A 25,784-nucleotide genomic window follows, 5' to 3' on the forward strand; every position below is an offset into this window, starting at 1 on the left:
GGGAGCGCGGCCATCGGGCCGATGTTGCCGAGGCCCAGTACGGCGGAGCCGTCGGTGACCACCGCAACGGAGTTGCGCTTGATGGTGAGGCGGCGGGCGTCCTCGGGGTTCTCGGCGATCGCCATGCAGACCCGCGCCACGCCCGGCGTGTAGATCATCGAGAGATCGTCACGGTTACGGATGGGGTGCTTGGACGCCATCTCGATCTTGCCGCCGAGGTGCATCAGGAACGTACGGTCGGAGACCTTGCCGAGGACGACGCCCTCGATCTTGCGCAGCTCCTCGACGATCTCGTCGGCGTGCGTGGTCGAGGTCGCCGCGATCGTGACGTCGATCCGCAGCTTCTCGTGGCCGGAAGCGGTCACGTCCAGGCCGATCACAGAACCGCCGGAGGACTCCACGGCCGTGGTCAGCTGGGAGACCGCGGTTCCGCTCGCGGGGACCTCCAGCCGGACCGTCATCGAGTACGAGACGCTGGGCGCCGTTGCCATGACCGGGTTCCTCTGCTTTCGCTAGCTTCATTGCCGTGCGGCCGCGGCTGGTGCCCGGCGACGCTTTCCGATGGTCGCACCTACCTGCGAGTAGCAGGTAATAGTGGTCGTTTTGTTTTCGGAAACTCTTTTCCACCATACGAGATGCGACCGTTCCGGTGGATGCCCCAATAGATACAGGTCCGGCGTCACCTCGCGGTGACGCGGACCTGTATCTCGTACGAATAGGTGGCACCGACCCGCCATGCTCGCCTCGCGGCAAGTGGTCGCTCGTAGCGACGAAGGTTGGGCCCGGGGGCTTGGATCGAGCCGGTGCCACAACAAGGCTAACACTGTGCTTTTCCCTGGGGCGCCCCCGGACCTCCAACCCCGGTAAGTGATTCCCACATCGGGGGTTGACTCTCCATCAGTCCCGCAGCAGGTCCGGCACACCGTTCGCGTCCGGCTCGTCCCGCCGGTCCGAGACCACCGTCAACTGCTGGGTCGCCCGGGTCAGCGCCACGTACAGCAGCCGCAGTCCGGCCGGGGACTCGTCCGCGATCTCCGCGGGCGAGACGACGACCGTCGCGTCGTACTCCAGGCCCTTCGCCTCGAGCGAGCCGAGCGCGACCACGCGTTCGCCGAGCCCGGCCAGCCAACGCGCCGCCTGCTCGCGCCGGTTCATCGCGACGACCACACCGACCGTGCCGTCGACCCGGTCCAGCAGGCGCTGCGCCTCGGCCCGTACTGTCTGGGCCAGATTCCCGTCCCGTACGACCGCGAAGCTCGGCTGCACGCCCGTGGAGCGGACCGCGGACGGGGACTCCATGCCGGGCATGGCGAGGGCCAGCACCTTGGCCGCGAGCTCGGCGATCTCAGCCGGGTTGCGGTAGTTGACGGTGAGCTGGAAGCGGCGGCGCGGGCGGGAGCCGAGCGCCTCGTCACGGGCCTCGGCCGCCTCGTCCGGGGACGACCAGGACGACTGTGCCGGGTCGCCGACGACCGTCCAGGTGGCGTGCCGGCCGCGGCGGCCGACCATCCGCCACTGCATGGGCGTCAGGTCCTGCGCCTCGTCGACGATGACATGCGCGTACTCGGTACGTTCCTGCGCCAGCCGCTCGGCCCGCTCGCGCTGGGTCTCCTCGCGTTGCGGCATCAGCTCCTCCAGACCGGTGAGCTGGTCCAGCGGATCGAGCTCGCGTCTGCGTCTGGGGCGGGCCGGGGTGCCGAGCAGCGTCTGCAGCTCGTCGAGGAGCGCCACGTCGTGTACGGACAGGGCTTCGCGGCGCAGGGAGCGGGCGAGGCGGCGCACCTCGCCCGGGTTGAGGATCCGGCGCCCCCAGCGGCCGAGCAGCCTCTCGTCGGCCATCGCGGTGAGCACCCGGCGCGGGGTGAGCTCGGGCCACCAGGCGTCCAGGAAGCCGATGAAGGCATCCTCGGTGGCCACGTCTTCGTCGAAGGAGGACCGCAGCTCGGCGGCGAGTTCCGGGTCGGTGTGACGTGTCGCGGCGCCCGACTTCGCGTACAGGGCGTCGAGCAGCAGCCTGCGGGCGCGCGGGCGCAGCAGGTTGACCGGGGCGGTGCCGCCCAGCACGGCCAGGCGGATGCGCTGGAGCTCGTCGGCCTCCAGCTCGACGCGGCGCCCGAAGGCGACGACGCGCAGCCGGTCCGGGCTGCCCCCAAGCTCCAGCACGCCCCGCGCTGCCTTGCGGAGCACCTTCAGCATCCGCGAGGAGCCCTTGACGCGGGCCACCGCAGGTTCGTCGTACGCCGTGGCCTCCACGCCGTCAACCAGATGGCCGACCGCGCGGATCGCGACCTGCCCCTCCTCGCCCAGCGAGGGCAGCACGCCCTCGGTGTACGCGACGAGCAGCGGGGTCGGCGAGACGATCAGGATGCCGCCCGCATACCGGCGGCGGTCCTGGTAGAGCAGATACGCCGCCCGGTGCAGGGCCACCGCGGTCTTGCCGGTGCCGGGCCCGCCCTCCACATAGGTGACGGACGCGGCGGGGGCCCGGATCACCAGGTCCTGCTCCGCCTGGATGGAGGCGACGATGTCCCGCATGGTGTGGCTGCGGGCCTGTCCGAGAGCCGCCATCAGCGCGCCGTCCCCGATGACCGGGAGCTTCGCCCCGTCCAGCGTGGCGGTCAGCTCCGGGCGCATCAGGTCGTCCTCGACGCCGAGGACCTTGCGGCCCTTGGAGCGGATGACCCGGCGGCGTACCACCCGGCCCGGATCGACCGGGGTCGAGCGGTAGAAGGGCGCGGCGGCCGGGGCGCGCCAGTCGATGACGAGCGGCGCGTAGTCGGAGTCGAGGACTCCGATACGGCCGATGTGCAGGGTCTCCCCGATATCGGCCGTGTTGTCCGCCCGTACGGCGTCGTCCGCGGGCTCGACCGAGGTGTACGCGCCGTCCGGGCCCTTCTTGCCGTCCTTGCCGTGCAGCAGGTCGATCCGCCCGAACAGGAAGTCCTCGAACTCGTTGTTCAGCCGGTTGAGGTGCACGCCCGCCCGGAAGACCTGGGCGTCCCGCTCGGCGAGCGCGCCCGGCGTGCCGACCTGCCCGCGTTTGGCGGCATCGTGCATGAGGAACTCCGCCTCGTGGATCTTCTCCTCGAGGCGGCGGTACACCTGATTCAGGTGTTCCTGCTCGATACCGATCTCGCGGTCTCGTACGGAATCGACACCGGGATCAGCGGTTTCGACAGCGGCATCCTGCGCGGCCACCGAGGCCCCCTTCTGACGTGCACTGGGCAGCCGTCAACCGTACGCGAAGGGGGCGAATCTGTCAGGCTCCGACCTCCACCAGTCGCTTGCCCTCGAAGGTGCGGACCTCGAAGTGGTCGATGTCGTTCCGGTCCATCGCCGCTCCACCGTGGACGTAGAGCGGGTTCCTGGCCATCTTGTTGGGGCTGTCCGCGATGCCGTAACCCCATTTCGGGACGGCCCAGGAGGTCACGACCTCTTCCTCGCCGGTCTTGGAGACGGCGATCAGATTGCACTTGAGCGGGCCCTTGACGTTCTTCAGTTCGAGAACGGTGTGGGTGCCCCAGCCCTTCTCCTCCATGCCGACGGTCGCGCTGACCTTGGTGGTCGCGTCCGTGGCCTGCACCTTCTCGGGCATGTGGTTGAAGAAGGCGTCCTCGGCGGGACTGGTGGGGTGCGGATCGGTGAGCGCCTGGCTGCTGCCGGGGTCGTCCGCCGTGACCACGACCGCGACGGCGGGACCGCCGATGATCAGGGCCGCGGCGGCCGCGATCAGATACATGCCGCGCCGGCGCTTGGCCGCTCGCTTGACGGCGACCTCGTCGAGCAGTCCGCCGAGCAGCTGCGGGCTGGGCGCGGTGGGCACCACGGGGACCGGCCGGGGCGGCGGGAAGTCGGGCGCGAAGCGCATGCCGGGAAGGTTCAGCACATTCGGCTGCTGCACCGGCGCCGGGGCCTCCGCCAGCATGGCCAGCATCGGCTCCATCCCGGAGAACTCCTCGAGGTGGGCGGCGCACATGTCGCAGCCCGCCAGGTGCGCCTCGAAGGCGGAGGCGTCTCGTTCGTCCAGAATGCCGAGCACATACGCGCCGACGGCATCGTGTACGGATTCCTGCTCATGCATGGTCATGCCGTGACCCCCCTCTCCTCCAGAGCGAGCTTCATGGAACGGAGTGCGTAGAACACCCGGGACCGCACCGTCCCACTGGGTATGCCGAGCGTCTCGGCCGCCTCATTGACCGTACGCCCCTTGAAATACGTCTCGACAAGCACTTCCCGGTGGGCGGGCGTCAAGTCATCGAGCGCATCTGAGAGCGTCATCAGCCACAACGCCTTGTCGATCTCGTCCTCCGCGGGCATGACCTCCAGCGGCGACGGGTCGACCTCCTGCGGCCGGGCCTGCCGGCTGCGGTGACCGTCGATGACGATGCGGCGTGCAACCGTCACCAGCCAGGGTCGGACAGAGCCGGTGGCCCGGTTGAGCTGACCGGCGTTCTTCCAGGCACGGATGAGCGTCTCCTGCACCACGTCCTCGGCTCGCTGGCGGTCGCCGGCGACGAGGCGGAGTACATAAGCGAGCAAAGGTCCCGCATGTTCGCGATACAGCGCGCGCATGAGTTCCTCGTCAGGTACTGAGGAGTCGTTGCGTGGCTTCTCGCTGCGATGGCGGGCCCTTTGCGGACGGTCATCGGCCACGGCGGCATCCTTGCGCACCTGAACCTCCCGGTCGAGACCCTGACTTCGGCTGTTTCTCCCCCATCACTACGGGGGCCGCAGACGCATCACTCAAAGTCCCGCCGAAACGTTTCAAGATCTTTCACCGCGGGCCCCGGACCGGTCTCAGGCCCTCGCCACGGCGGCCCTGCGCCGGTGTCTGGCGACCCGCACGCGGTTCCCGCACACCTCGCTGGAGCACCAGCGCCGCCGCCGTCCGCGGGAGGTGTCCAGGTAGACGCGGCGGCAGTTGTCGCCTTCGCACTGCCGCAGCCTCGCCCTGGCCGGCGGGTCGGTCAGCAGCTCCACGGCGTCGCGGGCGACGGCGGCGAGCAGCGCCCCGCACTCGGGCGCGTCGCTCAGTGCCCGTACGAGCGAGCCCTGCGCGTCGCGTACTGCGCGAATGCCCGGCGGCGCTCCCGCCGCGAGGGCGTTGACCCGCTCCAGCGCGGACTCGGCAGACCGGCCTTCGAGCTGAGCCCGCACCAACTGACCCACGCAGTCGCGCAGTTCGACGAAGCGCCCCACCCACTGGCCCTCGACGGCCGCGAGCCCGGTGCCCGCGGGCACCAGACCGGCGCCGACCAGCCACCGGCCGAGCTGCCCGGGCCCGTCCAGCGGCTCACGCCCGCCGGTGGCCGCCTCCGCGGTCGCCACCAGGTCGAGGCAGATCCGCCCGGAGTCGAACCTCCAGTCGTACGCGGCCGCACCCGTCGCGGATGCTGCCATGCGCATGTCACCCCCTCGGGTCACTTCCGGGTCTCCCCACCAGAGTGCCCGTCCGGGCGTGCGGCCGGAACCCCTCATCGTGCACCGTCCGGCCGCAACTCGCGCCATCCAGTCAGGGAGTCGGCGGGTCGTCGTGCGGGAGGCGGTGAGCGTACCGCTCAACAACGAGCCGGCGGCGGGAATCCGGCGCAACCGTTCTCGTATGTCGCCACACGTCCGCGTCCTTGTCCACGTCCGCGTACTTGTCGTCACACGTCCGCGTACTTGTCGTCACACGTCCGCGTACTTGGTGTCGGCGGCCGGGTCCAGCGCCAGCCGGTAGCCCCGCTTGACGACTGTCTGGATCAGCTTGGGCGCGCCGAGTGCCGTGCGCAGCCGGGCCATCGCCGTCTCGACGGCGTGCTCGTCGCGGCCCGCGCCCGGCAGCGTCCGCAGCAGGTCGGAGCGGGAGACGACCCAGCCGGGGCGCCGGGACAGCGCGCGCAGCAGGGCCATTCCGGCGGGCGGCACGTTCCGCAGATCGTCGTCGACCAGGACCGCGTGCCCACGGATCTCGACGCGGTGGCCCGCGACCGGGAGCGTACGGGCCCGGGACGGCAGCTCAAGGCCGACCAGCTGCACCAGCGGGCCGAGCCGGAAGCGCTCCGGCTGCACCGTGGAGACGCCGCGGGCCTGCAGCGGCAGCGCGGTGACCGGCCCCACGCAGGCGGCCATCACATCGTGGTCGAGGGCATGCAGCAGCTCCGGGAGGAGTCCGCGGGTCTCGGCGCGGGAGAGCAGCGAGGCGGCGGCCGGGGCGCTGGTGAAGGTGAGGGCGTCCAGGGCGCGCGCGACAGTCGCGTCAAGCATGCGGTCGAGGGGTGCGAGGTCCTGCGGCGGCATCCACCGGTAGACGGGTACGACGACGACATCGGCGCCCCCGGCCCGTAGCGACTCGACGAAACCGGGCAGCGGCTCGCCGTGCAGCTGGAGCGCGATCCGGCGGCCCGCGACGCCCTGGGTGAGCAGCCGGTCGAGCACCTCGGCCATGGATTCGGACGCCGGGGACCACTCCTCGGTCAGCCCGGCGGCGCGGATCGCGCCCTTCACCTTCGGCCCGCGGGCCAGCACTTCCACACCGCGCAGCCGGGCCAGCAGCTCCTCGCCGTACCCCCAGCCGTCCGCGGCCTCCACCCAGCCGCGGAAGCCGATCGCGGTGGTGGCGACCACCACATCGGGCACGTGGTCGATCAACTCCTTGGTGGCGGCCAGGAGTTCGGCGTCGTCTGCGAGCGGAACGATACGCAGGGCGGGGGCATGGACGACGGCGGCGCCGCGTCGGCAGAGGAGCGCGCCGAGCTCGTCGGCGCGCCGTGCCGCGGTGACGCCAACGGTGAATCCGGAGAGCGGTCCGGGCAGCTGTTTGTCCTGCATGGCTGTCGTCCCCACGTGTGCGGATGGGTCGACCGAGCTTGCCAATGGGGCGTGACAGGCTCGGTTCGCCTGGATTTCCCCCGTGTTACACCTTTGCGTAGCTGAGCTGTGGCTTCGCCTCCGCCACCGGTGCCGCCGCGGTGGCGGGCCGGCGAAGGTATACCGCCCAGGTGACGGTGAAGCAGGCCGCGTAGAAGGCGAGGAAGGCGACGAACGCCGAGGTGCCGGTGCCCGCGGTCAGGAAGGACTGGCGGAAGGCGAGGTTGATGCCGAGCCCGCCGAGCGCGCCCACCGCGCCGATCAGCCCCATGGACGCGCCGGACAGCCGCCGCCCGTACGCGGCCGCCGCCTCGCCGGTCATGCCCTTCGCGACCGCCTTCGCCTGGAAGATGGCCGGGATCATCTTGTACGTGGAGCCGTTGCCGACCCCGGTCAGCACGAAGAGCGCGATGAACGCGGTGGTGAAGAGCGCCAACGACTCCTGGACCGAGGCGAGTACGACGACCCCGGTGGCCGCCCCCATCCCGAGGAAGTTCCACAGGGTGATGCGAGCGCCGCCGTAGCGGTCGGCGAGCCGTCCGCCGAGCGGCCGGATCAGCGAGCCGAGCAGCGGCCCGATGAAGGTGATGGACGCGGCCTGCAGCGGCGTACGCCCGAACTGTGTCTGGAGGACCAGACCGAAGGCGAAGCTGTAGCCGATGAACGACCCGAAGGTGCCGATGTAGAGGAAGGACATGATCCAGGTGTGCGGATCGCGCACGGCGTCCTTCGACGCCCCGGTGTCGTTCTTGACCGGGGCGAGGTTGTCCATGAAGAGCGCGGCGCAGATCGCGGAGACGGCGATGAAGGGAAGGTAGATCCCGAGCAGCACCCGCGGTCCGCCGGCCGCGCCGATGACCGCGAGCCCGGCCAGCTGCACGACGGGCACCCCGATGTTGCCACCGCCCGCGTTCAGCCCGAGCGCCCAGCCCTTCTTCCGCAGCGGGAAGAAGGAGTTGATGTTGGTCATCGACGAGGCGAAGTTCCCGCCGCCGACGCCGGTGAGCATCGCGACCAGCATGAAGGTGGTGTACGAGGTCCCGGGCTCCATCACCAAGAAGGCGGCGGCCGTCGGCAGGAGCAGCATCGACGCCGCGACGATCGTCCAGTTGCGGCCGCCGAAGCGGGCGACGGCGAAGGTGTACGGGACCCGGATGAAGGCGCCGACCAGTGTCGCCATGGCCACCAGGAAGAACTTCCCGGCCGGGTCGATCCCGTACTCCGGTCCCATGAACAGGACCAGGACGGACCACAAGGTCCAGATCGAGAACCCGATGTGCTCGGAGAGGATGGAGAAGACCAGATTGCGCCGGGCAATCCGCTCCCCCCGCGCCTCCCAGAACGTCTCGTCCTCGGGGTCCCACTGTTCGATCCACCGGCCAGCCATCACAAGCCTCCACGGGTGTCGGGTCGTGAGAGGGACGCTAGGAGCGGCGCGTTTCGGCGCCGGTGGCACGAGGTGACCGGGGCGAAACCTTGCTCTCACCCGGCGGCCGGCGCGTCTGTGAGCCGCTGGGAGTCACTCATCAGCGATATGTCGTCTTCAGGCAGCCAGTGGGCGGGATCACGGTCCAGCCAGCCCTCCTGGGCAGCCAGTCGCGCGGCGGCCGCCCGCAGCGCCTCGACGCCCGGGTGACGGAGCCCCTTGCGCCAGACCAGCGAGAGAGGCGAAAGCGGTACGGGATCGACGACCGGGCGCAGCACGCTGTCCGGCATGGCCGGAAAATCGACGACCGCCAGGACCGGGTTGCGGGTCTTGGCCATCACCCGCCGGAAATCCTCGGCACCGATGGCCACGGGCGCGGGCGGCGCGATGTGAATTCCCCGCCCGGCGAAGAGCCGGCGCGCCAGATCCGTCCACTCCAGGGTCCGCGGATTGCCCGCCCCCGCGTACACGCTCTCGCCCGCGAGCGCGTCCAGCGGGATGCGCTCCCGCCCGGCGAGCGGGTGGTCGTGCGGCAGCAGGACGGCCATCGGCTCGTACCGTACGGGCTGATGGGACAGGAGCGCCCGTACGGCCGGTTCGAGCCCGGCAAAGCGCCCGAAGGAGACATCGAGCCGCCCGGCGACGATCTCGGCGGCGGCGCCGGTCAGCCCGCTCTCGAAGCGGGCCATCAGCTCGCACGCGGGGGCGATCTCCCGAGCCCGCGCCAGCACTCGGCCGGATGCCATGCCCTCGCTGTTGAGATCAACGAGCAGCGGCCGCGAGGCCCCCGCGGCGGCGGCCAGCAGATCGTCCTGGGCCGCCAGCACCCGCCGGGCGTACGGCAGCAGCCGCTCGCCGTCTGCCGTGAGGGTCACCTGCCGGGTGGTCCGTACGAACAACTCGGCGCCCAACTCGCGCTCCAGCCGGCGGATACCGCGGCTGAGAGCCTGCTGCGCGACATACAGGCGGGCGGCGGCACGGGTGAAGTGCAGCTCGCCGGCGACGGCGACGAAGGCGCGGAGCAGCCGGGGGTCCATGTCTCGGGGCACGCCGTTGAATTTACAACGCGAGTGCGTCAATGGCGTACGAGCAGGTGTTGGACCGTGGGCGGCCCGCGCCGCGAGGGTGGCGGGATGCCGCAATCACCCGACTCCCCGCAGCCGACTCCCGCCGAGGCGTGCGGCGGGCGTGTTCCCGGTAACTGGGGCTCCGCCCCAGACCCCGCGCCTCAAACGCCGGCGAGGCTTGAATTTCCCGCCGGCCGGCGATTGAGGACAACGCCCGAAGGGCGTACCGGCGTCCGGGGGCTTGCCCCCAGTTCCGGGAAGGGGCGGGGAGGGGAACAGCCCCGCAAGCCCGGGCCCCTCGCCCCCTACCGGCAACTCTTCGCGCCACCCGGCGCCCGCGCCTTCACCGCGGGCAATCTCCTCGCCCGCCTCCCCATGGGGATGTTCAGCGTCAGCGCCGTCATCATGATCGCCGGATCGCGCGGCTCGTACACCCTCGCCGGGGCCGTCACCGCGACCGGGCTCGCCGTCACCGCGCTGGTCGCGCCGTGGACCGCGCGGCTCGTGGACCGGTACGGGCAGGCCCGTATCGCCGTGCCCGCCACCGCCCTCGCCGCGCTCGGCTCACTGGCCCTCCTGCTCTGCGTGCACTACGACGCGCCCGACTGGACGCTCTTCGCCGCGTACGCCGCGACCGCCACCACCCCCAACACCGGCGGCATGTCCCGCGCCCGCTGGGCCCACATCCACCGCGGGGACCCGGCCACGCTGCACACCGCGAACTCCTTCGAGCAGGCCGCCGACGAGCTGTGCTTCATGCTCGGACCGGTGCTCGCGGCGTTCCTGTGCGCCGCGCTCTTCCCGGAGGCGGGCACGCTCACGGGCGCTGTCCTGATGCTCACCGGCGTACTGGTCTTCGCGGCCCAGCGCTCCACCGAGCCGCCCCTCACGCCCCGCCCGGCCGGGACGCGCTCCCCGCTGCGTACGGCCGGGATGGCGCCACTGCTCGCCGTCTTCCTCGCCACCGGCGCGGTCTTCGGCGCGCTGGAGGTCACCACGCTCGCGTATCTGGACAGCCCGGGGGCGGGCCTGCTGCTCGCGCTGCAGGCCGCCGGGTCCTGCACAGCGGGCCTGCTGTACGGGGCGATGCGCCCCGCCCGCAGCCTGCCCGGCCGGCTGGCCGGCACTCTCGCCGCCATGACGGCCCTGATGACCCTGCCGCTGCTCGCCGCCCGCACGGGCTCGGCGGCCGTCCTCGCCGTCTCCCTGCTGCTGGCGGGCGCGGCGACCGCACCGACGATGGTGACCGGAATGACCCTGGTCCAGCGGCTGACCCCGCGGAACAGCCTGAACGAGGGCATGACGCTCGCCGTCACCGCGATCCTCGGCGGCATCGCGGCCGGCTCGGCGACCGCCGGCTGGACGGTGGAGCACCTGGGCGCGGCGCACGGCTACGCCGTCCCGGCATCGGCGGCGGCGCTGGCCCTGGTCGTGGCCCTCGCGGTGGCAGGCACGACGAAGGCCCGGCTGTCGTGACAGCCGGGCCTTCGCCTCACATGGGATGAGTGGAGATGGCGGGAATCGAACCCGCGTCCAACGGTGCGGAATCAGGGCTTCTCCGAGCGCAGTTCGCTGCGATTTTCTCAGCCCCGGAGATCACGCGAACAAGTCTCCGACGGGCTCAGTCACTGTTTGATTTCCCTCTACGCCCCGTGACCGGGCTTAGAGGTTTAGTTCCCTAGCTGATGCCAGGATCCGGGTCGGGAACAGCCCCGGGCTGACACCCGAAGGCCTTCGCTAGCTGCTAATTAGGCAGCGAGCGCGAAGGCGCGGGAATCGCTCTTGGAAGTGGCGATTATTGGTTGCGACATATGGTTAACGAGATCATTGCCGCTTCCTCGGCTCGCTTCCCCTGCTTCGACATCCGCTGTCGAAACCGATCATCCCCATGTTGAGTTTTCAATGCATGCACCCGCTGTGAGGTGCAGGTGCCATCGTACGTGACCAACGCACGACCGTGCCAGCCTATTCCCGCGCGGTCGGCGCTCAGGCCCGCTGCCGCCGCTTCGCCGCCGAGATCGCGCGGTCCGTCTCCCGCTGGTCCTGCTTCTCCCGCAGCGTCTGACGCTTGTCGTACTCCTTCTTACCCTTCGCCAGCGCGATCTCGACCTTCGCCCGGCCATCCTTGAAGTACAGCACCAGCGGCACGATCGTGTGCCCCGTCTCCTGCGACTTCGACTCGAGCTTGTCGATCTCCGCGCGGTGCATCAGCAGCTTCCGCTTGCGCCGCGCGCTGTGGTTGGTCCACGTCCCCTGGGTGTACTCCGGCACGTGCACGTTGTGCAGCCACGCTTCGTGGCCGTCGATCTGGACGAAGCCGTCCACCAACGAGGCCCGCCCCTGGCGCAGCGACTTCACCTCGGTGCCCGTCAGCACGAGACCGCACTCGTAGGTGTCGAGGATCTGGTAGTCGTGCCGCGCCTTCTTGTTCTGCGCGATCAGCTTGCGCCCTTGTTCCTTAGCCATAGTGCCGTCATTTTCGCACTAAGACCCGCCCCCGAGGCCACTCAATACCGTCTGGGCCCGTTCCTCGGCCCCCTCGCTCGCCGCGAGGTCCGGGGTGATGCCCCGGCCGTCGACGCTGTGCCCGGCCGGGGTGCGGTAGTGGCCGACGGTCAGCTCGGCGACCGAGCCGTCGGGCAGCCTGCTGGGCATCTGGACCGAGCCCTTGCCGAAGGTGCGCGAACCCACGGTGATCGCCCGGCCACGGTCCTGCAGCGCCCCGGTGACCAGCTCGGCGGCGCTCATCGTGCCGCCGTCGACGAGGGCGACCACGGGTCTGGCGGTGTCCCCGCCGGGCGTCGCGTACAGCGCGCGCTGCTCGCCCCGTACGTCGTACGTGGCGACCAGACCGCCGTCCAGGAAGGCGGAGGCGGCGGTGACGGCCTCGGCGACCAGGCCGCCCGCATTGCCGCGCAGATCGAGCAGGACGCCGGTGCCCGCGGGGGTGCCCCGGACCGCGTCCCGCACCTGCGCGCCCGAGCCCTTGGTGAAGGAGGCGACCTTGATCATGACGGCGCCGCCCGCCAGCTGCCGGACGGTGACCGCCTCGGTCTTCAGCGTGGTGCGCAGCAGCTTCTCGGTCCAGGCCCGGCCGTCGCGCTCCAGCCCCAGCGTGACTCTCGTACCGTCGCCGCCGCGCAGCAGCGCCACGACCTCGGTGACGGGACGCTGGTCGACCGTGCGGCCGTCGATCGTACGGAGCTGGTCGCCGGCCTTGATGCCCGCCTTGGCGGCGGGGCCGCCTGGCTGGACCCTGGCGACCTGCACCCGCCCGGCGCCGGTCCGGCGCGCCCACAGGCCCACACCGGTGTACTCACCGTCGAGGTCCTGCTCGAACTCTTCGTACTCGCTCTTGTCGTACACCGCACCCCAGCGGTCCCCGCTGCGGCTGACGATGTCCTCGGCCGCTTCGGCACCGGACTTGCCGTCGGCCATCGCCTCGGCAGCGGCGCGGGCGACGTCGTCACGGTCGACGGTCGCGGCGGCGGAGCGGGCGGAGAGGTGCGGAACGTATCTGTCGCGCGGCAGCGCGTTGGTGGCGGCCGCGGTGGCGAGGACGCTCGCGAAGACGAATGTCAGGGCCGCCCCGCGGCAGATGCGGCGGGGCCGACGGCTGAACTCCGGGCCCGGCATGGCGAACACTCTAGGACAAGCGAAGGGCGCCGTACGGCCGTTGGCCGCACGGCGCCAGGGGTGCTTGTCACACCTTGAGGTACTTGCGCAATGCGACGAAAGCCGCCATGGCAGGCATCAGCAGCCCGATCGCGATCACCAGCGGGAGCTTGGTGACCACCGCGTCCCAGCCGATGAAGTTGACCAGTTGCATCTTCTGGGACAGCGCCAGACCGTGGTCGATCAGGAAGTACCGGCCAACGAGCAGCATGGCGGAGGCGACCAGACCGCCGAGCAGACCGGCGAAGGCGGCCTCCATGATGAACGGCATCTGGATGTAGAAGCTGGATGCTCCCACCAGCCGCATGATGCCGGTCTCACGCCTGCGGCTGAACGCCGAAACGCGCACGGTGTTGACGATCAGCATCAGCGCAATCACGAGCATCAGCGCCATCACGAAGAGCGCGGCGACATTCATGCCGTTCATCAGGGAGAAGAGGTTCTCCAGGATGTTGCGCTGGTCCTGGACGGACTGCACACCGTCCCGGCCCGCGAAGGCGGTCGCGACGACCTGGTACTTCTCCGGGTTCTTCAGTTTGACCCGGAACGACTCCTGCATCTGGTCCGGCGTGATGGTGGACGCGATCGGAGTGTCGCCGTACTGCTCCCGGTAGTGCTTGTACGCCTCTTCGGCCGTCTCCTTCTGGACGGTGGCAACCACGTCCATCTTGTTGAGATCGGCTTCGATCTGCTGCTTCTGCTGGGCGGTGACGGCGCCCTTGGCGCACTTGGGAGACGTCGCCGCGTCGTTCTTGTTGCAGAGGAAGATCGAGACGTTGACCTTGTCGTACCAGAAGTCCTTCATCGTGCTGACCTGCTCACGCATGAGCAGCGCACCGCCGAAGAGGGCGAGCGAAAGGGCTACGGAGACAATGACGGCGAAGGTCATCGTGAGATTGCGGCGGAGACCGACGCCGATCTCCGACAGTACGAACTGGGCGCGCATGGCGAGTCTTTCAGCCTTTCAGTCGTGTCGCTCTACGGGCTCAGTGCTGGTAGCCGTAGACGCCGCGCGCCTGGTCACGCACGAGACGGCCCTTCTCGAGCTCGATGACGCGCTTGCGCATCTGGTCGACGATGTTCTGGTCGTGAGTCGCCATGATCACCGTGGTACCGGTCCTGTTGATCCGGTCCAGCAGCTTCATGATGCCCACGGAGGTCTGCGGGTCGAGGTTGCCGGTCGGCTCGTCCGCGATCAGCAGCATGGGGCGGTTGACGAAGGCCCGCGCGATCGCCACGCGCTGCTGCTCACCGCCGGAGAGCTCACCGGGCATCCGGTCCTCCTTGCCGCCGAGGCCGACGAGGTCGAGGACCTGCGGCACGGCCTTGCGGATCTCACCGCGCGGCTTGCCGATGACCTCCTGCGCGAACGCCACGTTCTCCGCGACGGTCTTGTTGGGCAGCAGCCGGAAGTCCTGGAAGACCGTGCCCAGCTGGCGGCGCATCTGCGGCACCTTCCAGTTGGACAGCCGGGCCAGGTCCTTGCCGAGGACGTGCACGAGGCCCTGGCTGGCGCGCTCCTCGCGCAGGACCAGCCGCAGGAAGGTCGACTTTCCGGAACCGGACGAGCCGACGAGGAAGACGAACTCTCCCTTGGCGATGTCGAGTGAGACGTCGCGCAGGGCGGGGCGGCTCTGCTTGGGGTAGGTCTTGGAGACGTTGTCGAATCGGATCACGGGTGCACCACGGTCGGCCGGGAGTAGGTGTGCGTGACCTTACGCGAAGCGGACTGGCGTGCGCAGTCGACGTCCCATGTTGCGCATTTTGTCCCGTCGTGGAACGGGTGTAATCCGGCGGGGCGCGCCGAAACACGCGCGAGCTGGCACAGTGGTAGGGGAACAGTGGCGTATCCCTGAGCGTTGTCGGAGAGAACTGTGCTTACGGTCCGCGCCTGCGGCTCGGGCGTGCGGGAGGAGGAGAGCGCATGACCTACGACCGATTGGTGTGCGCCAACTGCGCGGCCCCGGTCACAGAGGGTCGCTGCCCGGTCTGCCGGGCGAACCGCGAGCGACTGCAGCAGCAGGGCCCCTTCGGCGGCCTGAGCCCGGTGGCGCTGCTGACCTTGCTGGTGGTGTTGATCGCGGCCGTGGCGCTGCTGGCCGCGCACCAGACCGCGTAGGACAGCTATACGCATACGGAAGGGCCCGGGGTGCTGTAGCGCACCCCGGGCCCCTTCCGCGTACTGCTACGCGCTGTGTCGCTCGTGGCTTGTCGCTCAGGCGACGGTGCGACCGCCACCGACGAGACGCGGCAGCATACGGAAGCCGATGCCACCGGCGATCATCGTCGCGGCACCGATGAGCAGGAAGGTGGTCTCGGCGGCGCCGGTCTGCGCCAGCTCCTCCTTGGCCGCACCCTGCTCGACCGGCTGGGAGCCGGCGCTGTCGGTGTCGGTGTTGTCGGCGCACTGGGCACCGTTGAGGTCGACGGTGCAGGTGCCGGCGTCGTTGCCGTTACCTGGGGTCGTCGGGCTCGTCGGGTTCTCGGACGGGTCGCCGGTCGGCTGGTCGGTGGGCGTGCCCGTCGGCGGCTCCGGCGTGGTCGGCGGCGTCGTCGGCGGCTCCGGGGTGGTCGGCGGCGTCGTCGGCGGCTCCGGGGTGGTCGGCGGCGTCGTCGGCGGGTCCGGCGTCACCGGCGGGGTCGTCGGCGGCGTCACCGTCGGGTCCGGGATCACGGTGGGATCGCCGTCGATACCGAGACCGGCCTCGACGCCACTCTGGTCGACATTGGCCTTCACCGTGAGGGGACCCAGGTTGAGATCGCCCCCGACGGCCGAGGCTGCGCCGGCGGCGGTCAGCGACGCACCGGCAGCGATCACCGCGCCGGCCGCTATTCGCGCCACACGGATCCGCGTCTTCTTGGTCATCTGGTTGCTACCCCCAGTAGCTAATCGTCAATGGAGCAGCGCCCGGGGCAACTGCCGTTGGGGGGGGCATTACTCTTCCCCCGTTCACACGCGCCCCAGAGATACGCATGCCGCGCGTCAGCTTTCCCAGTTTTCGCAACTGCGTCAAGGTCGTTGCGCGTGCGATGTCCGGTATGCGGGAGCTTGCCTGACCTGCGCGGATGCAACTGTGACATAAAAAGGGAACTGCCGCCCCGAGGGCGGCAGTTCCCTTGTCGACAAAGCGAGCTGTTACTTCTCCTGTTGCTTGCGCCAGCGAATTCCGGCCTCCAGGAAACCGTCGATCTCGCCGTCAAGTACCGCCTGCGGGTTGCCCACTTCGAACTCCGTACGCAGGTCCTTGACCATTTGGTACGGGTGCAGGACGTACGAACGCATCTGGTTTCCCCAGGAGTTGCCGCCGTCACCCTTGAGGGCGTCCATCTTGGCCTGCTCCTCCTGACGGCGGCGCTCAAGCAGCTTCGCCTGCAGGACGTTCATCGCGCTCGCCTTGTTCTGGATCTGGGAGCGCTCGTTCTGACAGGAGACGACGATGCCGGTCGGGATGTGCGTCAGACGCACTGCCGAGTCGGTGGTGTTGACGCCCTGACCGCCAGGTCCTGACGCGCGGTAGACATCGACGCGCAGCTCGGTCTCGTCGATCTCGATGTGGTCCGTCTTCTCGACGACGGGAAGCACCTCGACACCGGCGAAGGACGTCTGGCGGCGGCCCTGGTTGTCGAACGGCGAGATACGCACCAGGCGGTGCGTGCCCTGCTCGACGGAGAGCGTGCCGTAGGCGTACGGCGCCTTCACCACGAAGGTGGTCGACTTGATGCCGGCCTCTTCGGCGTACGACGTCTCGTAGACCTCGGTGGAGTGGCCGTGGCGCTCGGCCCAGCGCAGATACATACGCTGCAGGCGCTCGGCGAAGTCGGAGGCGTCGACGCCGCCGGCCTCGGCGCGGATGTTGACCAGCGCTTCGCGCTCGTCGTACTCGCCGGACAGCAGCGTGCGTACTTCCATCTCGTCCAGCGCCTTGCGGACGTCGGCGAGCTCGGACTCGGCCTCGGCGAGGGTGTCCGCGTCGTCCTCGGCCTCGGCGAGCTCGAAGAGCACGCTCAGGTCGTCGATCCGGTTACGGAGCGCCTCGGTCTTGCGGAGCTCGGCCTGGAGGTGCGAAAGCTTGCTGGTGATCTTCTGCGCCGCCTCCGGGTCGTCCCAGAGGGACGGGGCCGCGGCCTGCTCCTCGAGCACGGCAATATCTGCCCTCATCTTCTCGAGGTCCAGGACGGCCTCGATCGACCCCATGGTCGAGGAGAGGGACTTCAGCTCTTCGGATACATCGACGACTGCCACGCGTCCAGCGTAACGGCTGGGCGCGACACCCCGACCCCCTAGGGTTCCGCGGGCGCCGACTGCTTCGAGTCCTGCGGGGGCGCGTCCGTGCCGTCGTCGCTCGTGGCCAGCCAGCCGCCCACGCCCACCGCCACGGCCGCCGCGAGCGCCGCGACCCCCAGGGTGATGCGGCGCTTGCGGACCGTGTCGGACTTGTGGCGGGCCGATCCCGGGCGGCGCTGGCCGGGCGTGCGAGGGGCGCGGGCCGTGCCGCGGGCGCCGCCCGCGAGCTCGTCCGGGGCCGGGACGCGCATCGAGGTGTGGGTGTCGCGGTTGGAGTCCGCGGGGGCTGCGCCGGGGACGAGGGGGACGGCGCCGCGGCGACGGGGTTCGCCGGAGGTGGCCTGCACCACGTCCTCGTACGGCTCCGAGGGCGGCTCGGCGTCCGGCTCGTCGACGTCGAGCGGCGGAATGCCGGCGAGGAGCGGGAGCAGGTCGTGCAGGCGGGTGGCCAGCTCGGAGGCGCGCAGGCGGGAGGCGGGGGCCTTCGCCAGACACTGGACGAGGAGCTGCCACAGCTCGTCGGGGATGCCCGGGAGGGGGACCACGCTCTCGGTGACATGGCGGCGCAGGACCGCGCCGGGGTGCCCGCCGCCGAAGGGGGTGAAGCCGGCGAGGAGCTCGTACAGGACGGTGGCGAGGGCGTAGATGTCGACCGCGGCCCGGGGCGGCAGGCCCTCGACGATCTCCGGGGCGATGTAGTCGGGGGTGCCGATGATGCCCGACGGGTTCGGCGCGTTCGCGCCGGTGGGACGCAGCGCCTTGGTGCGGCGCGGGGTGTCGATCAGCTTGGCAACGCCGAAGTCGGTGAGCAGCGCCGGGTGGGATCCTGCGGGGCCGAGCGGGCCCTCCATGTCGAGGAGGATGTTCTCGGGCTTGACGTCACGGTGGACGACCCCGGCGGAGTGGGCGGCGGCGAGGCCGTCGGCGACGTCCGCGATGATCGCGACCGCCGCCTCGGGGGCGAGGCGGCGCTCCCGGTCGAGACGGGTGCGCAGATCGGTGCCGCGGACGAGATCCATGACGAGCGCCAGGTCGTTGCCGTCGACGACGAGGTCGCGGACGCCGACGACACTCGGGTGCTCGAGTCCGAGCAGGGCCGTGCGCTCCTGTACGAAGCGTCCGACCAGCTCCTGGTCGGACGCCAGGTCCTCGCGCAACAGCTTGATGGCGACGGGGCCTTCGGGGCCCTCGCCGAGCCACACCGTGCCCGCGCTGCCCCGCCCCAGGATCTGGTGGGCCGTGTACCGGCTGCCGATATTCCGTGCCAAGACTGCTCCCTCAGCGGCTGGCGTTGCCCGCTGTGTCCACCCGGGGGACGACCCCCGGACCCCCGGCCCGACAAGCGGGCCAGGCACCGTGACCGACGGGGACACGCGAGGCGCACCTGAGTAAAGTACGCGGGCATCAGGGGGCTGTGTGCCCAGGATGGCGCCAACCTTCACTTCTGCGGGCGAATTAGGCCCGTAGAAGTCGACAAATCCACTCAGTGGCTACGGCCCGGTGCCGGAACTGGTGCCCGTGTTGCCGGAGCCCGGGTCGGAGGCGCCGAGGCTCGAGATCCAGCCCGTCACCTTCGAGATGCCGTTGCCGATCGCCTGCCAGTAGCTCGTGCCCTGCGCGACCCAGCCCTGGAGCGGGGTCAGCTCCCAGATCAGCCAGCCCGCGACGAAGAGCAGGACCACGCTGAACAGGCAGCCCTTGAGGCAGCCGAGGCCCGGGATCCGCATCGGGTTGGCGCTGCGCTGCCTCGGCCGGCGCGGGACGGGCTGCTGGGGCGGCGGCTGCGGAGGCGCGTACTGCTGTTGCTGCGGCGGTGGCGGGGCGTACCGCTGCGGCTGCGGGCGCTGAGGCTGGGCCTGCGGTGCGTACTGCTGCTGCGGGCGCTGCGGCGGCTGCTGTGGCCGCTGCTGCTGGCGCTGCGGGCGACGGCGCAGCGGGTCCTGGCTCGGGTCGAGGTACTGGACCTGCGTCTGCTCGTTGCGGTCGCGCGCCGCCTGGAGCTGGGACTGCCAGGGGTGCGGGTCCTCGGGACGCGGCGGGCCCGGAGGTACGGGGGGCATGGCCGCGGTCGGGTCGGCGCCGCTGGGCGGGGTGCCCGTCTGCTGCATGACGCTGGTCGCGCCATTGGGGTCGTACGCAGGGGGGTTGTACGCACCGGTGTTGCTCGGCAGCACCTGTGTCGGGTCGGCCGCGTCCGGGAGGCCGGGTACCGGGGCCGGCGAGGGGTCGGGCGCGAGCAGCGCGGCGACCCCGAGTGCGGCCTCGACCTGCGCGGAGGAGGAGTGCACGCCGATACCGGCCGCGACCGTGCGCAGCCCGCGGGCGAGGTTCTCGGCGCTGGGCCGCTCGGCGGGCTCCTTGCGCAGGCAGCGCTCTATGACCGTCCACAGCGGCTCGGGAACGGTGGTGGGGCGACGCGGCTCCTCGCTCAGGTGGCGGTGGAGCACTTCGAGCGCGGTGCCGCCCGCGAACGGGGGCCTGCCGGTGACGAGTTCGTACAGCAGGATGCCCGCGCCGTAGATGTCGACGGCGGAGGTCTGCGGGCGGCCCTCGGCGGACTCGGGCGCGACGTATGCGGGCGTGCCGACGAATTCGTGCGTACGGGTCAGGCCCGGGGAGTCCGCGAGGCGCGCGATGCCGAAATCGGTCAGCATCGGGTGCATCTGGCCGTCGGCGTCGTTCTTGAGCAGGACGTTCGCGGGCTTGAGGTCGCGGTGGACGACGCCGTCGGCGTGGCTGGCGGCGAGCGCGTCCGCGATCTGGGCGGTGAGGAGGGACGCGGCGACCGGCGTCAAGGGGCCGTTGTCGCGGAGATAACGGTGCAGGTCGGGGCCGTCGACCAGGTCCATGACGAGCGCGAGGAGATCGCCCTCGACGACGAGGTCTCGGGTGCGCACGATGTTCGGGTGGGTCAGGCGGAGCAGGACGGAGCGCTCGCGCAGGAAGCGCATCACCACGTCCGCGTCGTTCGCCAGCTCCTCCTTGAGGACCTTGATCGCAACGGTCTCGCCGGGCTGGCCCGCCACGGCCGCCTCGGCGCCCGCGGTCTCGCGCTGGCGCGCTCGCCAGACGGTACCCGTGGCGCCACGCCCGAGGGGCTCCTCGAGCAGGTACTTGCTGCCTACCGGCCGCACGTCATGTGCTCCCTGCTGATCGTGTCCTTGCGTGGTCCCGGGACACTGTGCCCTGCCCGGGTGTCCGACCCACTTTAGTGCCGCTGGACGGGAGACCGGCGGTCGTCCTCCAGTTGCCCGTCCGGTTGCCGTGCCCTCGCCTGCCCAGCGGTGTTCGAAATAAGACGCGGGCATCGTACGGATGGTTGCCGAACGGCCGTGCCGCGCACGTCACTGACCTTCCGGATCAGATCCCAACCAGGCATTTTTACGTCCAGAGCCGACCAATCAAGATCACTTACGGGTGGCCCCCGGGCGTGTTGTCAGTGGCAGGTGCGAGGATGCCCTCAGCACGGAGTCGTGAGGGAAGGAGCCTCGCGCCGCGTGCCGACCTGCCGGGTGGGGGCGATCACAGGGCGGCTCCTGCCGGGTACCCCGCGCAGAAGGGATTGCTGACGGCGATGCAGATCCGGCTGACCGTCCTCGCGCCGTGCAGCGGGCAGTCCGCGGCCGCGGGACACGCATATGCGGGACATGGCTCCCCGGGGCGCGCGTGCGACGTGCTGATCACCGCACCCGCTGGGACGGCGCTGGCCGCCGTGGCCTCCCGTCTGGCGGCGGCCGTCGCCGGCACGGACGTCTCGGGCTCGGTCGTGCTGTTCGCGGGCCAGGAGCGGCTCGACGCCCAGCGCCGCACCCTGGGTGAGCCGCCGCTGGTGGACGGCGCGGTGCTCTCCCTGCAGATCCCCCGCGATGACGAGTCGCCCATCGAGGACGCGTCCGCCCAGCTCCATGTGGTGGCGGGCCCGGACGCGGGCGGCGTCCATCTGCTGCACGGCGGCCGGATCAGGATCGGCCGCTCCGCCGACGCGGACGTGCCGCTGGACGACCCGGACGTCTCGCGGCTGCACTGCGCGGTCACGGTCGCCGAGGACGGCCGCGTCACGGTCGCGGACCTCGGCTCGACGAACGGCACAACGCTGGACGGCACAACGGTGAGCGCGCGCCCGGTCCGCCTGCCGGCGGGCGCGCTGCTGCGCCTGGGCGAATCGACGCTCCGCCTGGCCCCGTGCGACCGGACGCCGGGTCTGGCCACGGCTCCGGACGGCGAGGGACACCTGCGGGTGACGCGAGATACCGGCGCGGAAGGCCCTGACGGGCGGCCGGGCGAAGCGGGCGGTGGGGGGTCGGCTGCGCATGCCTCCGGGCCGGGCGGATCGGGCGCCGGCAGCCCGGGACAGGGCGGTTTCGGTCGTGCCGGGTCGGCTCCGTACGGCACCGGCTCCGGTAGTTCAGGCCCCGGCGGCCCCGCGCCGGCCCCTCGCCATCCTGCCGGGCCTGCTCCGTACGGCACCGGCTCCGGCGGTTCGGGCCTTGTCTCCGGCGGTTCGCAGGACGGCCCCGGCCCAGACGCGTACGCCCCCGGGGGCCCCGGCCCCGACGCTTACGCCCCGCGCAGCACCACCCCCCACGTGACCACCCAGTACGACCCCCACGCCCCGTCGGCCCCCACCAGCTCAGGCCGGGGCGACGCCGGGACGCTGTACCCGAGCAGTCCCGCGGGCGAGCCCCAGGGCGACACCGTGCATGCCAGGGCTGCCGACGGTCAGGACCAGCCTTCCGCCGCCGGACCCAAGGGGCATGGCACTCCCGCGCACGGCACCCGTGTGCCCGAGGGTGTCGGGCGCAGGCGTGGCATAGGTGCCTGGGCGAGACGGCTGGCCGGCGGGCGGGAGCAGCCCCACGCCGAGGTCGCGCCGCATCCCGGGCCGCCCCTCAGCGCCTCGCCCGTCGTCGAGAGCTGGCCCGACCCCGCCGCCGTCCTGCTCACCGCACTCGGCCCCGGACCGCGGCTCTGGGAGCGCGGGCCCGGGCATCCCGAGTCACTCGTCGTGCGGCTCGGCACCACCGACCGGGCCGAGCTGCCCGCCGTGCCGGTGACCGTCGGCCTGCGGGAGGCCGGTTCACTGGGGCTCGCGGGGCCGCGGGCGCGGCTGGCCGGTCTCGCCAGGTCTGCAGTGGCCCAGCTCGCCGCGCTGCACTCGCCGGTGGACCTGGAGATCGTGCTGATCAGCACGGACCGGACGCGGAGCCTGGAGGAGCGCAGGGCCGAGTGGGCCTGGCTCGGCTGGCTGCCCCATCTGCGGCCCGCCCACGGCCAGGACTGCCGGCTGCTGCTCGCGTACGACCGGGACCAGGCCACCGCCCGCGGCGCGGAGCTCACCCGCAGGCTGGACGACGGCCCGCTCGGTCCCGGCTGGCCGAGCGCCGACCACAGGTCCGTCTCCGAGGCCGCCGCGCGGTACGAAGGGGCCCGCACCCTCGTCATCATCGACGGCGACCCGGGCTCGGCCGCTCTGCGCGAGACGACGGCCCGGCTGGCCGGGGCAGGTTCGGCCGCCGGGATCCATCTGGTCTGTCTGGCCGAGACCCCGGCGGCCTCGGCCGCCTCCCCGGTCGCCGCGACGTACGAGACGGCGTGCGCGGCCTCGCTCGCCTTCCGCGAGTGCGGGGCGGTCGCCCTGCTGAGCGGCGATGTGGCGACCGCGCTGCGCCTGATGCGTACGGCGGGCGGGCAGCCCGCCGGGCACGGCACGGTCGGCGCGGTGGACGCGGTGTCCGCGGCCTGGGCGGAGCGCTTCGGCCGCGCGCTCGCACCCCTGCGTGCCGAGGGCGGGGGCACGGGCGCTCACCCGGGCAGGGCCGTGGCGCTGCCCCGGTCCGCGCGGCTCCTTGACGAGCTGGGTCTGGCCCGCGCCACGCCCGCATCGCTGATGGCGCGCTGGGCGTCCGCGGGCGACGGCACCGCCGTGCTCGGGACAAGTCCCTACGGCCCGCTGGCCGTCGATCTGACCGAGGAGGGCCCGCATCTGCTGATCGAGGGCCCGGCCGGCAGCGGCCGTACCGAGCTGCTGCGTTCCGTCGCGGCCTCGCTGGCCGCCGCGGGCCGCCCCGACCGGCTCGGCCTGCTGCTTGTCGACGGCGCGGGCGGCGAGCGCGGCGAAGGGCTCGCGGCCTGTACGGAACTCCCGCATGTCACGGAGCACTTGGTGGCCTGTGACCCGGTCCGGATGCGAGCCTTCGCGCAGGCGCTGGGGGCCGAGCTGAAGCGCCGGTCCGAGCTGCTGGGCAGCGTGGGCTTCGCCGAGTGGCACACGCAGCGCGAGGTGGCCGACCGGATGGTGGGCCAGCGCCCGCCGAGCGCCGCCGAGCAGCGCGGCGACCTGGACTCCTCTTTGGGGGTCCCCCCCGCGGAGCGAGGGGGAGGCACGCTGCGGCTGCGCCCCGGCGCTCGTACGAAGGCGCAGGGGCCCGCCCCGCTGCCCCGGCTCGTCGTGCTGGTGGACGACTTCGACGCACTGGTCGCCCCGGCGCTCGGCAGCCCGGGACGCCCCGCGGCCGGTTCGGTCGTACGGGCGCTGGAGGCCGTGGCCCGCGACGGCGAGCGGCTCGGCGTACATCTGGTGGCGACATCCGCGCGCCCCGACCGCACGGCGGACACGGAGCTGGCGCAGGGTGCGCGGTTGCGCGCGGTGCTGGATCCGCCGCCCGCCTCACCGGGACCGGAGGACCCCGCTCCGGGTCGCGGCAGGCTCGGACATCCGGACGGCCGGGTGACGCCGTTCCAGAGCGGCCGGGTCACGGGACGCATTCCGCGTACGGGGACCTTGCGTCCCACTGTGGTGCCGCTCGAGTGGGAGCGGATGGGCGATCCGCCTACCCGTCGTCCCGTACGCGAACTGGGCAATGGCCCAACGGACTTGGCTCTCTTGGCCAGTGCCCTGGAGCGAGCTGCACGATCGGTGGACGCGGCTCCGGTTCCGCCGCTGACTCCGGCCCGCCCCTGAGCGCAGCACAGGCCCGACCTTTGACATGACATCACGTCACAAGGCCATCACAAAAGGCTTGTTGACGCCTGGTGCGGTATTGCGGCGCCCGGATACCGGGCGTACACCTGTCGGTCACGGGAAAGCGCTCGGGACAGCGCACGGAAGAGACGGGGCAGTGATGCGCACAACTCTTCGTACGGGCAGGGCCGCAGTGGTGTTCGCCGCCATCGGCGCCCTCGCCATCACCGGCTGCGGCAACAACAAGGACGACCCGGCGAAACCGGGCGAGGGCACGGAGTCGTCGGCGACGGTCCAACTGCCCAAGCTGAACGGCGAGAAGATAGAAGTAGCCGCGGTCTGGAGCGGCCCCGAGCAGGAGAACTTCACCAAGGTTCTCAAGGAGTTCGAGAAGCGGACCGGGGCCACGGTCACGTTCGTCCCCGCGCAGGACCCGATCGTCAACTTCCTCGGTACGAAGATCGCTGGTGGCAGTCCTCCCGATGTCGCGATGCTCCCCCAGGTGGGCGCGATCCAGCAGGCCGTACAGCGTAAATGGGCCAAGCCCGTCGGCGCGGAGGCCAAGGCGCAGCTGGCGAAGAACTACTCCAAGGGCTGGCAGGATCTCGGCGCGGTGGACGGCACGCAGTACGGCGTGTATTACAAGGCCGCCAACAAGTCCCTGGTCTGGTACAACAACGCCGCCTTCGAGAACGCGGGTGCGCAGGTGCCGAAGACCTGGAAGGACTTCCTGTCGACGGCCGAGACGATCTCCGCGTCGGGCGTCACCCCCGTCTCGGTGGCCGGCGCGGACGGCTGGACGCTCACCGACTGGTTCGAGAACGTCTATCTCTCCCAGGCGGGCCCGGAGAAGTACGACCAACTCGCCCAGCACAAGATCAAGTGGACCGACCCGTCCGTGAAGACCGCGCTGACCACGCTCGGCGAGCTCTTCGGCAAGCCCGCCCTGATCGCGGGCGGCGCGGACGGCGCGCTGCAGACGGAGTTCCCGGCATCGGTCACCCAGACCTTCAGCGGGGGCGACCAGCCCAAGGGCGCGATGGTCTTCGAGGGCGACTTCGTGACCGTCAACATCGCGCAGACCGAGGCCAAGATCGGTACGGACGCGAAGGTGTTCCCGTTCCCGGCGGTCGGCTCGGAGCCTCCGGTGGTGACGGGCGGAGACGCGGCCGTGGCGCTGAAGGACTCCAAGGGCGCTCAGGCGCTGCTGACCTTCCTCGCCTCTCCGGACGCGGCGAAGATCTCGGCCTCCTCGGGCGGGTTCATCTCCCCGAACAAGGCCCTGGACCTCGCGGCGTACCCCAATGACGTGCAGCGCGACATCGCCAAGGCGCTGATCGAGGCGGGCGACGACTTCCGCTTCGACATGTCGGACCAGATGCCGCAGTCGTTCGGTGGCACGCCCGGCAAGGGTGAGTGGAAGGCGCTGCAGGACTTCCTGAAGAACCCGAAGGATGTCGCGGGGGCCCAGCAGAAGCTGGAGTCGGACGCGGCCAAGGCGTACAAGAGCTGACGCGG

At 71.2% G+C, this 25,784-nt stretch carries 19 protein-coding genes, 1 other RNA gene and 1 pseudogene; 4 read left to right on the forward strand and 17 right to left on the reverse strand.

The features are described 5' to 3' along the window. From ACWDO5_RS13635 to ACWDO5_RS13670, 8 genes and pseudogenes are all read right to left on the reverse strand, one after another. Nucleotides 1–491: pseudogene (locus tag ACWDO5_RS13635) on the reverse strand (NAD-dependent malic enzyme); the annotation flags it as partial. Between the two features lie 406 nt (nt 492–897). Then, nucleotides 898–3,198 carry a HelD family protein gene (locus ACWDO5_RS13640; RefSeq protein ID WP_450530459.1) on the reverse strand — a complete coding sequence of 767 codons (2,301 nt, stop codon included), beginning with the start codon at nt 3,196–3,198 and terminating at the stop codon, nt 898–900. A 61-nt stretch (nt 3,199–3,259) separates the two neighbouring features. Next, complete coding sequence (locus ACWDO5_RS13645) at nt 3,260–4,087, reverse strand: anti-sigma factor family protein (RefSeq protein WP_450530460.1); 828 nt, start codon at nt 4,085–4,087, stop codon at nt 3,260–3,262. Then, nucleotides 4,084–4,671 carry a sigma-70 family RNA polymerase sigma factor gene (locus ACWDO5_RS13650; protein WP_307663109.1) on the reverse strand — a complete coding sequence of 196 codons (588 nt, stop codon included), beginning with the start codon at nt 4,669–4,671 and terminating at the stop codon, nt 4,084–4,086. The genes ACWDO5_RS13645 and ACWDO5_RS13650 overlap by 4 nt, the downstream gene beginning before the upstream one ends. 126 nt (nt 4,672–4,797) lie before the next feature. Further along, nucleotides 4,798–5,406, reverse strand: a complete 609-nt coding sequence (locus tag ACWDO5_RS13655; protein ID WP_450530461.1) for a CGNR zinc finger domain-containing protein — start codon at nt 5,404–5,406, stop codon at nt 4,798–4,800. A 264-nt stretch (nt 5,407–5,670) separates the two neighbouring features. Continuing rightward, nucleotides 5,671–6,813, reverse strand: a complete 1,143-nt coding sequence (locus ACWDO5_RS13660; protein ID WP_450530462.1) for a uroporphyrinogen-III synthase — start codon at nt 6,811–6,813, stop codon at nt 5,671–5,673. 85 nt (nt 6,814–6,898) lie between these two features. Then, the gene (locus ACWDO5_RS13665) at nt 6,899–8,239 is read right to left on the reverse strand and encodes a nitrate/nitrite transporter (protein ID WP_450530463.1); all 1,341 of its coding nucleotides are present in this window, start codon (nt 8,237–8,239) and stop codon (nt 6,899–6,901) included. 95 nt (nt 8,240–8,334) lie between these two features. Then, on the reverse strand, nt 8,335–9,315 hold the full coding sequence (locus tag ACWDO5_RS13670; RefSeq protein ID WP_450530502.1) for a LysR family transcriptional regulator: 981 nt from the start codon (nt 9,313–9,315) through the stop codon (nt 8,335–8,337). A gap of 96 nt (nt 9,316–9,411) precedes the next feature. Between ACWDO5_RS13670 and ACWDO5_RS13675 the strand changes: the two genes are divergently transcribed. Next, nucleotides 9,412–10,821 (forward strand): MFS transporter, encoded by a 1,410-nt coding sequence (locus ACWDO5_RS13675; RefSeq protein WP_450530464.1) that lies wholly within the window; start codon nt 9,412–9,414, stop codon nt 10,819–10,821. A 27-nt stretch (nt 10,822–10,848) separates the two neighbouring features. Here ACWDO5_RS13675 and ssrA read toward each other — a convergent pair. From ssrA to ftsE, 5 genes are all read right to left on the reverse strand, one after another. Further along, nucleotides 10,849–11,233, reverse strand: a transfer-messenger RNA (tmRNA) gene (gene ssrA / locus ACWDO5_RS13680). A gap of 98 nt (nt 11,234–11,331) precedes the next feature. Further along, nucleotides 11,332–11,811 carry an SsrA-binding protein SmpB gene (smpB, locus tag ACWDO5_RS13685; RefSeq protein ID WP_450530465.1) on the reverse strand — a complete coding sequence of 160 codons (480 nt, stop codon included), beginning with the start codon at nt 11,809–11,811 and terminating at the stop codon, nt 11,332–11,334. Between the two features lie 18 nt (nt 11,812–11,829). After that, the gene (locus ACWDO5_RS13690) at nt 11,830–12,981 is read right to left on the reverse strand and encodes a S41 family peptidase (RefSeq protein WP_450530466.1); all 1,152 of its coding nucleotides are present in this window, start codon (nt 12,979–12,981) and stop codon (nt 11,830–11,832) included. A gap of 67 nt (nt 12,982–13,048) precedes the next feature. Beyond that, nucleotides 13,049–13,966, reverse strand: a complete 918-nt coding sequence (gene ftsX / locus ACWDO5_RS13695; RefSeq protein ID WP_450530467.1) for a permease-like cell division protein FtsX — start codon at nt 13,964–13,966, stop codon at nt 13,049–13,051. A gap of 40 nt (nt 13,967–14,006) precedes the next feature. After that, the gene (gene ftsE / locus ACWDO5_RS13700; protein WP_215092120.1) at nt 14,007–14,696 is read right to left on the reverse strand and encodes a cell division ATP-binding protein FtsE; all 690 of its coding nucleotides are present in this window, start codon (nt 14,694–14,696) and stop codon (nt 14,007–14,009) included. A gap of 248 nt (nt 14,697–14,944) precedes the next feature. On the opposite strand from ftsE, the gene ACWDO5_RS13705 reads away from it, so the two are divergent. After that, complete coding sequence (locus ACWDO5_RS13705) at nt 14,945–15,139, forward strand: hypothetical protein (RefSeq protein ID WP_450530468.1); 195 nt, start codon at nt 14,945–14,947, stop codon at nt 15,137–15,139. A 96-nt stretch (nt 15,140–15,235) separates the two neighbouring features. Here the strand turns inward: ACWDO5_RS13705 and ACWDO5_RS13710 are convergent, their stop codons facing one another. The 4 genes from ACWDO5_RS13710 to ACWDO5_RS13725 all read right to left on the reverse strand — a co-directional run bounded on the left by ACWDO5_RS13710 (nt 15,236) and on the right by ACWDO5_RS13725 (nt 20,439). Further along, complete coding sequence (locus ACWDO5_RS13710) at nt 15,236–15,886, reverse strand: LPXTG cell wall anchor domain-containing protein (protein ID WP_450530469.1); 651 nt, start codon at nt 15,884–15,886, stop codon at nt 15,236–15,238. A gap of 270 nt (nt 15,887–16,156) precedes the next feature. Then, a complete protein-coding gene (gene prfB / locus ACWDO5_RS13715; RefSeq protein ID WP_450530470.1) occupies nt 16,157–17,263 on the reverse strand; it encodes a peptide chain release factor 2 in 1,107 nt (368 codons plus the stop codon). A 38-nt stretch (nt 17,264–17,301) separates the two neighbouring features. Then, on the reverse strand, nt 17,302–18,573 hold the full coding sequence (locus ACWDO5_RS13720; protein ID WP_450530471.1) for a serine/threonine-protein kinase: 1,272 nt from the start codon (nt 18,571–18,573) through the stop codon (nt 17,302–17,304). A gap of 222 nt (nt 18,574–18,795) precedes the next feature. Then, complete coding sequence (locus tag ACWDO5_RS13725; protein WP_450530472.1) at nt 18,796–20,439, reverse strand: serine/threonine-protein kinase; 1,644 nt, start codon at nt 20,437–20,439, stop codon at nt 18,796–18,798. A 440-nt stretch (nt 20,440–20,879) separates the two neighbouring features. Between ACWDO5_RS13725 and ACWDO5_RS13730 the strand changes: the two genes are divergently transcribed. Continuing rightward, nucleotides 20,880–24,266, forward strand: coding sequence for an FHA domain-containing protein (locus ACWDO5_RS13730; RefSeq protein ID WP_450530473.1), 3,387 nt, complete (start codon nt 20,880–20,882; stop codon nt 24,264–24,266). 160 nt (nt 24,267–24,426) lie between these two features. Continuing rightward, nucleotides 24,427–25,779 carry an ABC transporter substrate-binding protein gene (locus ACWDO5_RS13735; RefSeq protein ID WP_450530474.1) on the forward strand — a complete coding sequence of 451 codons (1,353 nt, stop codon included), beginning with the start codon at nt 24,427–24,429 and terminating at the stop codon, nt 25,777–25,779. Nucleotides 25,780–25,784 lie beyond the last annotated feature (5 nt).

Source organism: Streptomyces sp. NPDC000880 (assembly GCF_053599675.1).

Excerpts from the sequence above, each read along its gene's own strand:
- ACWDO5_RS13645 (WP_450530460.1), bottom strand. The coding sequence starts at position 4,087 with ATGACCATGCATGAGCAGGAATCCGTACACGATGCCGTCGGCGCGTAT.
- ACWDO5_RS13655 (WP_450530461.1), bottom strand. The coding sequence starts at position 5,406 with ATGCGCATGGCAGCATCCGCGACGGGTGCGGCCGCGTACGACTGGAGG.
- ACWDO5_RS13660 (WP_450530462.1), bottom strand. The coding sequence starts at position 6,813 with ATGCAGGACAAACAGCTGCCCGGACCGCTCTCCGGATTCACCGTTGGC.
- ACWDO5_RS13665 (WP_450530463.1), bottom strand. The coding sequence starts at position 8,239 with ATGGCTGGCCGGTGGATCGAACAGTGGGACCCCGAGGACGAGACGTTC.
- ACWDO5_RS13670 (WP_450530502.1), bottom strand. The coding sequence starts at position 9,315 with ATGGACCCCCGGCTGCTCCGCGCCTTCGTCGCCGTCGCCGGCGAGCTG.
- ACWDO5_RS13675 (WP_450530464.1), top strand. The coding sequence starts at position 9,412 with ATGCCGCAATCACCCGACTCCCCGCAGCCGACTCCCGCCGAGGCGTGC.
- smpB (WP_450530465.1), bottom strand. The coding sequence starts at position 11,811 with ATGGCTAAGGAACAAGGGCGCAAGCTGATCGCGCAGAACAAGAAGGCG.
- ACWDO5_RS13690 (WP_450530466.1), bottom strand. The coding sequence starts at position 12,981 with ATGCCGGGCCCGGAGTTCAGCCGTCGGCCCCGCCGCATCTGCCGCGGG.
- ftsX (WP_450530467.1), bottom strand. The coding sequence starts at position 13,966 with ATGCGCGCCCAGTTCGTACTGTCGGAGATCGGCGTCGGTCTCCGCCGC.
- ACWDO5_RS13705 (WP_450530468.1), top strand. The coding sequence starts at position 14,945 with ATGACCTACGACCGATTGGTGTGCGCCAACTGCGCGGCCCCGGTCACA.
- ACWDO5_RS13710 (WP_450530469.1), bottom strand. The coding sequence starts at position 15,886 with ATGACCAAGAAGACGCGGATCCGTGTGGCGCGAATAGCGGCCGGCGCG.
- ACWDO5_RS13730 (WP_450530473.1), top strand. The coding sequence starts at position 20,880 with ATGCAGATCCGGCTGACCGTCCTCGCGCCGTGCAGCGGGCAGTCCGCG.
- ACWDO5_RS13735 (WP_450530474.1), top strand. The coding sequence starts at position 24,427 with ATGCGCACAACTCTTCGTACGGGCAGGGCCGCAGTGGTGTTCGCCGCC.